This window comes from Geomonas diazotrophica, assembly GCF_018919385.1.
Classification (GTDB): Bacteria; Desulfobacterota; Desulfuromonadia; order Geobacterales; family Geobacteraceae; genus Geomonas; species Geomonas diazotrophica.
Window position 1 is genome coordinate 247,238 of the sequence record NZ_JAHLMF010000004.1, and the last position, 11,136, is coordinate 258,373.

General features: G+C 47.8%; 13 protein-coding genes. 1 reads left to right on the top strand and 12 read right to left on the bottom strand.

Going from position 1 to position 11,136, the window contains the following annotated elements; translation table 11 throughout:
* Positions 1-134: 134 nt before the first annotated feature.
* From KOM00_RS20810 to KOM00_RS05955, 6 genes are all read right to left on the bottom strand, one after another.
* Positions 135-863: an NYN domain-containing protein gene (locus tag KOM00_RS20810; RefSeq protein WP_216497913.1), complete on the bottom strand. Its 729-nt coding sequence runs from the start codon at positions 861-863 to the stop codon at positions 135-137.
* Between the two features lie 126 nt (positions 864-989).
* Complete coding sequence (locus KOM00_RS05935) at positions 990-1,508, bottom strand: glutaredoxin family protein (protein ID WP_216497914.1); 519 nt, start codon at positions 1,506-1,508, stop codon at positions 990-992.
* A gap of 79 nt (positions 1,509-1,587) precedes the next feature.
* The gene (locus tag KOM00_RS05940; RefSeq protein WP_216497915.1) at positions 1,588-2,421 is read right to left on the bottom strand and encodes a hypothetical protein; all 834 of its coding nucleotides are present in this window, start codon (positions 2,419-2,421) and stop codon (positions 1,588-1,590) included.
* Between the two features lie 154 nt (positions 2,422-2,575).
* Complete coding sequence (locus tag KOM00_RS05945; RefSeq protein WP_216497916.1) at positions 2,576-3,082, bottom strand: glutaredoxin domain-containing protein; 507 nt, start codon at positions 3,080-3,082, stop codon at positions 2,576-2,578.
* Positions 3,083-3,266: 184 nt separating this feature from the next.
* Positions 3,267-3,587 carry a hypothetical protein gene (locus tag KOM00_RS05950; RefSeq protein ID WP_216497917.1) on the bottom strand — a complete coding sequence of 107 codons (321 nt, stop codon included), beginning with the start codon at positions 3,585-3,587 and terminating at the stop codon, positions 3,267-3,269.
* Positions 3,588-3,631: 44 nt separating this feature from the next.
* Positions 3,632-4,051, bottom strand: coding sequence for a hypothetical protein (locus KOM00_RS05955; RefSeq protein ID WP_216497918.1), 420 nt, complete (start codon positions 4,049-4,051; stop codon positions 3,632-3,634).
* A gap of 228 nt (positions 4,052-4,279) precedes the next feature.
* Here KOM00_RS05955 and KOM00_RS05960 point away from each other — a divergent pair, with 228 nt between their 5' ends.
* Positions 4,280-4,630: a hypothetical protein gene (locus KOM00_RS05960; RefSeq protein ID WP_216497919.1), complete on the top strand. Its 351-nt coding sequence runs from the start codon at positions 4,280-4,282 to the stop codon at positions 4,628-4,630.
* Positions 4,631-4,723: 93 nt separating this feature from the next.
* Here KOM00_RS05960 and KOM00_RS05965 read toward each other — a convergent pair whose 3' ends face one another.
* The 6 genes from KOM00_RS05965 to KOM00_RS05990 form a co-directional block, all read right to left on the bottom strand.
* Positions 4,724-5,209, bottom strand: coding sequence for a hypothetical protein (locus KOM00_RS05965; protein WP_216497920.1), 486 nt, complete (start codon positions 5,207-5,209; stop codon positions 4,724-4,726).
* Positions 5,210-5,281: 72 nt separating this feature from the next.
* Complete coding sequence (locus KOM00_RS05970; RefSeq protein ID WP_216497921.1) at positions 5,282-5,974, bottom strand: class I SAM-dependent methyltransferase; 693 nt, start codon at positions 5,972-5,974, stop codon at positions 5,282-5,284.
* Positions 5,975-6,135: 161 nt separating this feature from the next.
* Positions 6,136-7,344, bottom strand: a complete 1,209-nt coding sequence (gene cls, locus KOM00_RS05975) for a cardiolipin synthase (RefSeq protein WP_216497922.1) — start codon at positions 7,342-7,344, stop codon at positions 6,136-6,138.
* Between the two features lie 273 nt (positions 7,345-7,617).
* The gene (locus KOM00_RS05980) at positions 7,618-8,400 is read right to left on the bottom strand and encodes a hypothetical protein (RefSeq protein ID WP_216497923.1); all 783 of its coding nucleotides are present in this window, start codon (positions 8,398-8,400) and stop codon (positions 7,618-7,620) included.
* Positions 8,401-8,518: 118 nt separating this feature from the next.
* On the bottom strand, positions 8,519-9,274 hold the full coding sequence (locus KOM00_RS20610; protein ID WP_236026765.1) for a hypothetical protein: 756 nt from the start codon (positions 9,272-9,274) through the stop codon (positions 8,519-8,521).
* Positions 9,275-9,911: 637 nt separating this feature from the next.
* The gene (locus KOM00_RS05990) at positions 9,912-10,832 is read right to left on the bottom strand and encodes an RDD family protein (RefSeq protein ID WP_216497925.1); all 921 of its coding nucleotides are present in this window, start codon (positions 10,830-10,832) and stop codon (positions 9,912-9,914) included.
* Between the last annotated feature and the right edge of the window lie 304 nt (positions 10,833-11,136).

Consider the following 11,136-nt stretch of genomic DNA (forward strand, 5'->3'; position numbering starts at 1 on the left):
TAGGTATGAGCGTGCGAGAGTTGCAAAGCCTGCCCCCCCGTTTTTCCCTTGGAACTTCACTTCGGCGTTTTGATGGTTGGTGGGTTGCCTCTCTGTTTTCTTCGACGTTCAAATTTGACGTAATTGCTACAAACTTATTTACGTGCATCTTTAATGTACATGGCGGTTCCGTCTTTTCTCATTTCCACATCAAATAATTCGCATGCTCTTATTAAGTCGCCAAGTTTCTTATAGCCGTAGTTTATAGATGAGAACGAGCTGTTGTTTGATATGTAGTGGCCTACTCTGCTCAAATGAGCCCATCCATCATCCTCTGATGTTTGCTCAACAGCAGTTCTGAGCAACTTTACTAATGCAGTATCGTTTCTGAGTTCATTTCGATTTTTTTTAACTGGCTGTTTATGATTTTCCGATATTTCTTCCTTCTGAGCTACGAGATTTTCTGTGTAAATAAATGTAGAACAGGCATCTACAAATGGCTGAGGAGTCTTTGTTTCACCAAAACCATAAACCGGTAAACCGCTTTCCAGTATTCTCAACACTAAAGGAGTAAAATCACTGTCGCTAGTCATTAACGCAAATGCATCGACATTTTTACTGTAAAGGAGATCCATTGCATCAATAATCATTGCAGCATCAGTTGCATTTTTCCCTTTTGTATACGCGAACTGTTGCATAGGTCTAATTGCATGAGGGTGCAATCTATCTATCCAACCAGATAAGGACTGGTTTTTCCAGTCTCCATGCGCATGACGGACATTAACCATGCCGTGTTTTGCGAGTTCTTCTAATACACCTTCTATTGAATTATGGCTGACATTGTCGCAATCGATAAGAAGAGCAATTCTTTTCCGTTCAGGCACGTTTCCCTCCTAAATTCACAACGTCTCCAATCAGCCTCCACGGTGCCAGGTATTAAAAAACCACATTTTTCATACACAACCTTATAATTCTAGACCTGGCACACCCCCTCCCTCAATTGGACCATCTTATTCTTCCATATACTGCTCCAGCGCCTCCGGCGAAAACCCCCTCATTGTCTTGCTTCCGACGATTATCAGTGGAACGCCACTGCCGGGGTATTTTTCCGCCCGCTCTTTGGCCGCGCTGTCTTTTTGGACATCGTACTTCACGTAAGGGTAATTCTTCTTTTTCATATAACTCTCGGCATCTCTGCAGACAGGGCAATAGGACGCCCAATAGATCTCAATGGTGCCAGTGAAGCGCTTTGGTCCCGCTTGCGCCTGTTGTTTACCTCCCGACTTCCGGACAGATGCAGCGGGCGAGGATGATCCCATCACGCTGACTGCAGGAGCGTCATCCAAGCGTACCACCTTGGAGCGGTACTTTTTGGGCACTTTACCCAAATCGTCGACATAGGCGGGCACCCCCTTTGAATCCCTGTAGCTAAAGATTTCGCAGCGGGAAACATCGGGTGTAGTCGACAGCAGCAGTGCCAACAATATCCATAACAGGGGCCGCATTCCGAAAACCATTCTTACATTCATGTTTTCCCTCCAGACATTACATCAAAGCTGAGACGCACCAGCGAGGAAGCGTCCGTGGGCCGCCGAGTTGTTGGTGTTTTTACCTGCCTTTAATGACTTTTGCTACAGGCTGATTCAACACCAGCTTTTTACCTTTATAAACTTCGATCTCTCCGGGCGGCGTGTCCGCGTCTCCGATCACCCATACAAAGCATCGATAGAGTACATCGCCACTCTTAAAATCATAATGGTGGTTCCCACCACTCCCGTCGAATATCAAAGTACCATTTCGTAGAACCAAGTCCGGCATTTCTGAGGTTTTCTTCCGAACCGGCCAAACGGCATATCTGAATTTATCGTCAGTGATTTGATCTATGCGAATTCGATACTTGGCAGTTTCCCACTCCAGGACAGGTCGTTTAAAATCACGCAGGCTGCCATGCAATTGTTTTTTGTCAGCTTCGATTAAATCAGCACGCTTACGCTTTCCCTTTTCTGTCTGATAATTGATTGCCGTTATTCTTCCGTCCTCGTCAAGCCACAACGAGCCGTTTTGAAACATAAAGCCTCTCCCCCCCATTTCTGACCAGTCGGCTGAAGCTCTAGAGGTTGAGATCGCTTTCAATATATTTTCGTCGAGGATTTCGTCGTAAGCGTCCAGAAATTGTTTCGGGCTGTCTATGTTTGGAAGGGGAACCCTCCGCTGTAGCGGGTACGAAACTGAATTAGCTAAAGCCTTTCGATCCTTACTGGCTACAACTTGTATGAATTTTTTGACCGTACTTTCAAAACTCGGTTCAGCACTCCAAAGAGGGCAGGAAAAGGAAAGGGTTATTGCACACGCGAAAATTGCTGCTGTAATCAATTTCATTCTTATCCTCACCAACGGCCGGCGGGGGAGCGGCGGAGCCGTTTCACTCTTTCCGGCTTTCACGAACTCTCATCAACCGCAGAGACCGTCTCCGCCTGTTATGGTTGGCATCCTTACCTGAATATCGGCATCTGGGGACCTTGGGAACCTGGGGACGCCCATGATTTCATGCTTTTCTTCTGAGGGCATGGCAATTTCATGGGCGTCCCCCTGCCCTTTACTTTACATTCTCCAGGTAGTGGTCTATCGCCTGTGCGGAAAAGCCCGAGATCTTGTTGGAGCCAATAATGATGAGCGGCACGCCGCGGCCTCCCAGCTCCTTGTGTCGCCGGTCGGCGGCGGCGTCTTTCTCGATGTCATACGCGACGTAAGGAACGCCCTTACTGTCCAGGTAAGCACGGGCCTTTTTGCAGTAACCGCACCATGAGGTGACGTACAATTCGACGGTGCCGTTGAACTGCTGCTTCGGCGGGGTCTGCTTTTCCGAAGGGACGGAAGCGGTCTTGCGCGGAGGGGTCTTGGCGGCCGGCTGCTGAGTTGGCGCAGGGTCGAAATCGGCGTCGGTGTAAGTTTTAACTTTTTTCTTCTTTTTCGATGCCGGCGGAGGAGTGTCCTTAAACGTCACGGCGCCGGTATCGTCGATCCATTTGTACATCTCCGCATGAATGACGAGAGGGAACGCAAGCAACACTGCAAACATGGCAACTAATGACCGCATCATCATTTTTTCTCCTGTTATAACGGGGTGCCCAGTTGACCCGGCGCATTTATCGCGACCGGGTCAACTGGCCTTGTTGGAGCTTCCTTTTCTGTCCTTTGTTCGCCTCTCCATGCCAAGCCAGTGTCCACACACGTGTTAGGGATTTGGCCGACTCTTGTCTAAAAATGGTGGGATTTGATCCTTATTTCTACCCTAACGCTAGCAAAAAATTTAAACCACCAAAGGTGAGAACGGTTGCCAACATCGCAATAAAGCCCTGAATGAACCAGAAACGAAAAGGATGTGCGGAGCGCGCAACCACTAACCCTCCAAATTTGTCACGGATTTCTCCAGTACTAAAATTCCATGCCACTGCTAGCCACAGAATGCTGGCAGTGCTTATCAGTGCCGAACCAATAGCGAGCTTTTGGAATTTCCCGCCTGTAACAAATATTGCAACAAACGAGAATGCTAATAAAATTACTGCCACTACAACGAGCATTGCTCTCAAATTTGAACGGTGAAACATCTTAATCTCCAACTACTTATTGGCAATCACTTAGGATGCCGCCCCTAGTCACATTTGCCTGTCCATTTGTATCTCATGGTACCTTCATTTTCAGGAGCGTAACCCCAAAAACATCCTGATATCTGGGTAATTTGAGATTTCTTGCTTTGGACCCTATCTCCGATTAGATGGTATTCGTCCCAATTATTTCGCGTAGGTATCATTAGGGGCACTGGCACAGGGAAAAATACAGCTATGTATGGCATAACTCCAGTCCAGCCTAGTCCATTGTTATAAAAATATACTTCTTCGGTTTCTGCAATTTTTTCAATTTTAGTCGGTGTTCCGTGCCGACGTAAAAGATCATCCTTGGTAAGGTAAGAGGTTTGATCGGTGAGAACGGTTTTTGAGCTAAACACTCCAACACCTGCTCCATAACAACCATTTAAAAGCAGACATACGACAATAATGAGTAATAATTTCATCGATTCCTCTTCCTGCGCCAACGGGGCGCCCGGTTGACCCGCAAGCCCTGCATTCATGGGCTGACGGCGTCAAACCGGTTGATTTGGACGTCACTAATTTCCCATATTCAAGGGCAGACCTTTTAGCTTCTCCATTGTGCAATGAACCAGCCCGTTGACAAGGTGTGTAACCGACGTACAGTCGGTAACATGCAACCGCAAACGTACAGCTCGATATGGAGGTAAACCATGCGCTGGTCAGGTTCGGGTATTGTCATTACTGTCTTGGCACTGATAGCAGGCGGCTGTGGCAGCAACAACTTTCTCGTGTATAAGGATGGCAGCAACTTTTTCATCACTAGAAACTGCGAGGCACGGCAACGCCTGCTCTGCGATTCCGGCGATATCGGGCGCATCGTTGCCGGGTCAGCGCTTCCCCAATCGCTGCAAGACCGGATCAAAGAGGCGATATGTGCGCCGGGCGTGACGAAGACCAACATGCACGAAATCCTGGCTGAAATGACCGAAGAGCAGCTTTCCTCACTCAAACAGTCCTTCCGCGACAACAGCTACGAAATTAACAAACCGATCGATGCATGAGCGTAAGGGCCTGGTGTCCGGGTGACGCCAACGGAGCGTGGCAGTGGCGAAGCGCCAGCGGAGACCGGCTGCCGCCGCGTGGTTAGACGTTTTTCAATTATTTTCGGAGATCAGTGTCTTTGCGCCTTTAAGGTCGTTCTTCTTTGCTTTAGGCTGCATGCTAGGATTACCAGGGTATTTCTTGCCATTAAACCGAATCATTACTTGCCCTGCTTTAGCGCCACCACCGGCAACAAATACAGACAGCGTGTGCCATCCTTTTTTCTTTTCTGTCAGCAGAAGAATCGGTTCTCTAGTAATGGTGCTTGAGGAGACAAGCTTGAACCCACCGGCCACTCCTTGGAAAATCACAAAAGAGCATCCTCCTGATCCGCAGTACTGGTTATCGGTAATGAGGACTACTGCATCATCGATTCCATCATCATTCAGATCGGCAAAGGCATGTTTGAAGGTCGGAGCCGTAGATTCCTCCGTCCATGCTTTTATTGCCTTTTCCAGTGCAGGGACATCGCCAGCGAGCGCAGGCGTTGCTGACACAAAAAGAAGTGCCCCTAAAAGGTAGGGCGTCATTTTTCTCATTTTTGTTTTTTCTCCTTCATGTCTAACGGGTCGCGGCGTGACCTGCGCAGCGGTTTCTTGCCGCGCCAGCGTCTACGCCGGTGTTGGCTGTCTCAATCGTAACATTTCATTGCCGCCCTTTTGAAACTCGTAGGCTACCCGCTCGACGCGCACCTCATACCCTTCAGATGCCAGTATGGATACCGCTGCATCGACATGCCGAGACCGCACGGATCCGAGTTCCATGATCGGGAAAACCCTCGCCTCACGCGCAACACGACAAAGCTCGCGCAGGGACAGAAGGTGAAACGTGAGATCAAGGTGCTCACTGTAGAGGAACAGGAAGTGGGAGCAGAGGGCAAGATCAAACGCATCGTCAGCAAAGGGGAGTGTCGGGAGCGCCCCGTTGATATACCTCCCATCTACTGTTCCTGCCAAATAGTCCGCAAGGAAATCGTTCATCGCACTTGTTCGGATGCGTCCCAGTTCTTCTACCGAGGCAATGCGCTGCCAGACAAATTCATGCCGGTTCTGTCGGGTCTGTTCCATCACGGTATCGTAGGTTTCGGCTATGCGATGGGCAATATCATCTGCCGTGAACTGGTAGATCGGGTCTACAGAAACAACAGAACCACCTCTTTTAGTAAGGACGCAATTAAAGCTTGCCGGTCCGTCGCCACAGCCGACGATCTTCTTTGCAAGGTCTTCGTCGCTTAGTGCAAACATGGTGACGTATTCGTCAAATGAACGCCCCCATGGCACCACATTTTTGAGACTGAAACTCATGTAATTCCTTTGGGTTAAGTTTACGCAGCCAACAGGACTTGGGTTCACCGGTGCCGCGTCTTTGCGGCAACCGAGTGAAACCCATGGTTGGCATTTTCAGTTTTCCACTTTCAAGGGCTGACCCCTCTTTCTTGCCTCAGAGTCAGCGATCGAAAAACCCGTTACAACATGCGGGCGAAGAGGTGCGCAAACCACTCACGCATCCTCGAGGCCCATGGCCTCTTTTCCCATTCTTCCTCTTTGATCGGGTCGGATTCGGCGAGGTCCCGGGTGAACATTTTCTTCATTTCAGTCGCGAAATCGCTGCTCACGATGACAGTATTTATCTCGAAGTTGTTGTAAAAGCTCAAAAAATCAAGATTGGTAGAGCCGACGGTCGCCCAGACGCCGTCGATAACCGCGGTTTTTGCATGCAGGATGGCATTGCGCCGTTCATAGAGTTTAACGCCCGCCTCCAGCAGTTCGTCGTAATAGTATCGCCCTGCATAGAGGGCCATGCTCTGGTCGCTGATTTTCGGCAGGAGGATCTTGACGTCCACGCCGCTTCGCGCGGCATCGCGGAGAGCCTCGATCATCTGCCGATCGGGGATGAAATACGAGGACGTCAGGTGGATCGATTTTTCGGCGAAGGCGACGGCGGAGACATACATGATGAAGGTGGTCCTCCCCGCTTCGCCGGGCCTGCTCTTGATGACCTGCACCAGGTTCTTCCCCGCTTCCTTCTGCTCAGGGAAGTACTCCTTTTCGTTCAGCGCCGGCCCCTTCTGTGCTTCCCAGGCATGGAGAAATATCTTCTGGAATTCGGAAACGGCCGGGCCTTCTACCAGAATGTCCGTGTCGCGCCAGGGGATGACGAGCGGTCCCTTTCCTTCGCCGGAAAACTTGCTCGAATAAACCTGGCTGATGTTGACGCCGCCGGTAATCGCCAGCTTGCCGTCCACGACAAGTATCTTGCGGTGGTCCCGCAGGATCAGCCGCCATTTCTTGGCTGTTTTCAGCGGATTCACCGGGTTGAATTCTACGACGTTGACCCCTTTGTCCCTCAGACGCTTGAAAAAAGAGGCGGGCGTTTGCATGCTGCCAACGCTATCGTAGATGAGATTCACCCGGACCCCTTCCTCCCGCTTCCGAATCAGCAGGTCCGCTAGCCTGCGCCCCATTTCGTCGTCCTCGAAAATAAATGTTTCCATGTTTACCGAATGCCGGGCGCCCCCTATCGCCCTGAACATGGCGTCAATCGTGGCAGGCCCGTCAACGAGGAGATTTACACTGTTCCCCTTGATGAGGGGGCTGCCGCTCACCGCTTCGTTCACCGCGACCTGGCGCTCCAGGATTTCCGTCGGACCGGCCGCACGCTTCAGGCGGTCCATGATGTCGCTGCTCTGCTTCGGGGAGAGCACGCCATGGATCGAGGCTATCCGCGGGGGGGTGCCGTCGGATGGGACCCTGTCCATGAATACGGACGCCTTGGGGAGGGCTGCGCATCCGGATGCGAATATGACGCAAGCTATCAAAATGAACGATACGGCCAGTCGCATAGTGGGTCACGATTAAAACGGTAGTCGCTGAATTTCGTCAACGGCTGAGAGCTGACCGGCTGTTATTTGGGCAGGTCCAGCGCTTAGTTGAACGACACTTTGTAGTCAGGGAGTGCAGTCTCTCTCTATAGCCGCTTCTAAATAGTTCATGTAACTCTCGAGGATTATTGCTGCAATTTTTCTTGCTTGTTCGAGTTCGTTTATATTTGCGTCGCGTAAGACTCCGGGATTCTGCCCTCTGTGGCGGCCTTGAGTAAAAGGTTCGTTGTTAGCTAGACGACCAAGCATGTTCCATTCATCCTTTGTAATTCCCAACGTAGCTTTAGCTTTTGAATCGTTCTTAAATCTCTTTGCAGCTGCATCACGAATCTCATAAAGGTGTACCAATTCGTTTTTTGGGTCTGATACTGAAGCGCTGTAGCTTCTCAGCATTTGGTCCAGCGTGGGATCATTCCCCCTGAATCTGGCAGCTAAATCGGCGAGTTTTTTCTTCTTATTCACCCTATCTTGTTTTGTATTCGAAACTATATTTCCATCTGGGTCCCGCACTATTAAATCTACCTTACCCATTGATGCAACACAAACCAATGAGTCATCAACCTGCAGATAATGATTTTTACCCCCATCTATTCGAAGATCATATCTAGACGGTTTCGACAGTTTGTACCGTTCATGCGTCATAACCTGCACGGCCATAAATCTTGATTCTAAATCTTCATTTATTATGCTTATAAGTCGATCGACGTTTTCGAAACTTTCCGGGCCGAGCCTCACTTCGGCGAGTCCAGAATCTATTACCAACTCAAAACCCTCTCCTTCAATTGTGATTTTATCCTCGAAATACTCCTTTGGCTCAAAATTCCATTCAATAACAATTTCCTTAATCATGCTTATTTCCCTTTGTTCAACGCCTGGACAGTGGCCGGGCGTGGTTTTACCGCGATCCGGTCCACTGGCCTTGTTGGGCTCTAAACTGTCTATATGTCAATGGCTCAAACTATCCATGTTATTTTTTTTGTGAGGGTGTAGAAACAGATGGCTTTGTTCCAAATCTAACAGGTTGTCCATCTAATGTTGCAGGTTCTCCACCGATTGTAACAGATTCACCATTATCATAAAGAATTGGAGTGCCATCATCGTATAACATTACATTCGTATTTGTATTTGACGTTTTTGCGCCAACTCCACTTATATTTACAACTGCGTTAGAGAAGCCATGTGCTGTCAGGTTTTCTTTATAGACTTTTACCTTGTCAGATGCATTTTTGATCTTAGAGTCAAGGTCAGTTATTTTTTTGTTTAATTCATTCTTTGTATTAACTAGTATTTTTGCGTCTTGAGAGCCCTCTTTTGACAACTTGGAATATTTTGATTTGACTACCTCTAGCTCGGCTATAGCAGCATCTCTTTCCTTTTTGGTGTTGCTAATTTCTTTGCTAGCAATATGGAGATCAGTCGCTGATTTTCTTACAACTTTTATTACTTCTCGCTGACTATTAATGAACTTGTTGAGTTTTGGGTTTTCTCCATTGTCAAAAGCTTCCATCAAATCCAACTTTCGTTGCCATAAATCGACATTTGGTGTATCAGTTGAAGCTAAATATGCTTTGAATATCTCAAGAGATAAGGCCCTGTCCAGGCGATTTCGTTCAGGCAGTCTTATCGTGAAATAAACAATCACTAAGCCGATGATGTTCAATATGGCAATGACAGTGTTTACCACGTTCAGTGAAAAGATTTTGTTTTCACTTCTCTTTTCCATCAGGTCATTCCTCTCAAAAATCCGCCAACGGGTTGCGGGTGAGCGGCGGAGCGATCTTGCTCTCGCTGGCTTCTGTCGCTTCTACTGGCTCGCGCAGTCCGTCTCTACCCGTTGTGGTTGGGATCGCTCTTGTGCCTCAGTTATTCGTGCGCTGCCTAGTCAAAAAATCTAAAATGAACAATCCGGCCATACCTTTTACCAAATAGGTACGAATAACACATCAAAAGAGAAAAAAAGAGGTTAAATAACAAAAATATCCTGTCGCTTTTAATCTCTAAAAATGCGTCCCTAGTAATTTGTACAATTGCGGTGAGCATGATTAAGATGAATAATGATCTGGCCGGCACTTTATATCTTTCTTTTTTAGTGATGATACCTTCCATTTCATCAGTCCATTTCAAAAAAATGTAATTAAACGACAAAATTATCATAATCGGGATGTACAGATGAAGGGATAGGTCTGGGCTGTACCCGAAAAAGGAGAGCGAGTAAAAGGTTGCTGACACAAAAAAAATGAATATGTAAAACCCAGCAAGAATCTTCTTCATTTTATTTCCGTCCAACGGTGGTGAGGCGCACCGGCGAAGCGTAGCGAAGTCGGAGTGCCGCCGAGTTGTTGAGCCTCATACGATCTTTTTCAATCACTGGTATTAAAATTGGCGATACCTATACTGAATCCTGAAGCAATAACAACCCTTAACTTGCCGAATCGGTCCAGATCATTAAATCTTGTCTTAACTTTATTGAGGACTTCCTGCCGAATTCGTTCCTTTTCCATTTTGTTTTCATAAGTGGCTAATGGAACATAGATAACAACAGCCAACGATACAGCCTTTCCATTAAAGATATTGGTTCTGACTTGAGGAACGTCATACTCCACTTCTAGTGACTTTTGAATTTCAGTCAACTTTGCCATGTCTCCTGAAAGACCGGACGTAAACTTCAATAAGCCCCAGATGCAAGCTCCAGCAAAAAAACAAGACCCTACGCTTAAGATGACCATGGCGCGCTTCACCTTAGCGGAATCCTCCATTTGGTCCAATGCCTCATTGTCAAAGCAATCCTTGTAGACGACCACGCTGTCAGCGGCTATATCATGCAAGCCACGTTTTAGAGGGTGGAGCGGGATCATCAGGAAACAAGCAAAGAAGGACCAGATAATTACTAAAAGATACACTGACCCTACTGCCATCATCGTGGACTGCGGAAGGTGATTGATGAGGCTGCCATATAGCCCGTTGTAAAATATGAATGAAACGACCAAATATCGTAGGAATGATTTCCCGAAACTCAAATACTGTCCGTCTCGACGCAGGACCTGAATACCAAGTAAACGTTTTCCGGGGGTCTGACCGCCTCCAAGGCGGGTATGCATAAGTCCGTAATAAAGGAAACTGCAGACCAGTCCAATCCATATGGCATGCATTCCCATAGCGCTAAATGTGTATCGGAATAGATATCCGATACCGTAACCAGGGATTCCCAAGATTAGTGCGTCCAGAAAGTCCGCAAAGAATCGTCGCCAAAAACCGACGACTATTTTGGAAGATTTTGTCATCTTTGTGTTCTCCCTTTTGGGCCAACGCCGTAAGGTGACCATCCCCCCTTCCCTTCCCTGCAGAGAGACGTCGGACCACCTATAATAACTTTCATTTGTCGAAACAAATCAATCGCAATATATAGAGATCCTGCATACATGTCAAAGGCGAAGTGATGAATGGTTGTGTAGGCGCCGAAGGGGGGGTGTAAAAAGGTTTGTGTAAATGGTCATTTCGGGGTAAATCCACTTACCCCAAGGAGTTGCCATGACCATTGACCTTGCTGTAATCGATGACCTACTGAAACAGTATAAGAGCCCGGAG

Bases quoted from the DNA above. Each gene is read 5' to 3' on its own strand.
- KOM00_RS05950 (WP_216497917.1), bottom strand. From the start codon at position 3,587: ATGTTTCACCGTTCAAATTTGAGAGCAATGCTCGTTGTAGTGGCAGTA.
- KOM00_RS05970 (WP_216497921.1), bottom strand. From the start codon at position 5,974: ATGAGTTTCAGTCTCAAAAATGTGGTGCCATGGGGGCGTTCATTTGAC.
- KOM00_RS05990 (WP_216497925.1), bottom strand. From the start codon at position 10,832: ATGACAAAATCTTCCAAAATAGTCGTCGGTTTTTGGCGACGATTCTTT.
- KOM00_RS20610 (WP_236026765.1), bottom strand. From the start codon at position 9,274: ATGGAAAAGAGAAGTGAAAACAAAATCTTTTCACTGAACGTGGTAAAC.
- cls (WP_216497922.1), bottom strand. From the start codon at position 7,344: ATGGACCGCCTGAAGCGTGCGGCCGGTCCGACGGAAATCCTGGAGCGC.
- KOM00_RS05960 (WP_216497919.1), top strand. From the start codon at position 4,280: ATGCGCTGGTCAGGTTCGGGTATTGTCATTACTGTCTTGGCACTGATA.
- KOM00_RS05935 (WP_216497914.1), bottom strand. From the start codon at position 1,508: ATGAATGTAAGAATGGTTTTCGGAATGCGGCCCCTGTTATGGATATTG.
- KOM00_RS05945 (WP_216497916.1), bottom strand. From the start codon at position 3,082: ATGATGATGCGGTCATTAGTTGCCATGTTTGCAGTGTTGCTTGCGTTC.
- KOM00_RS05980 (WP_216497923.1), bottom strand. From the start codon at position 8,400: ATGATTAAGGAAATTGTTATTGAATGGAATTTTGAGCCAAAGGAGTAT.
- KOM00_RS05965 (WP_216497920.1), bottom strand. From the start codon at position 5,209: ATGAGAAAAATGACGCCCTACCTTTTAGGGGCACTTCTTTTTGTGTCA.
- KOM00_RS05955 (WP_216497918.1), bottom strand. From the start codon at position 4,051: ATGAAATTATTACTCATTATTGTCGTATGTCTGCTTTTAAATGGTTGT.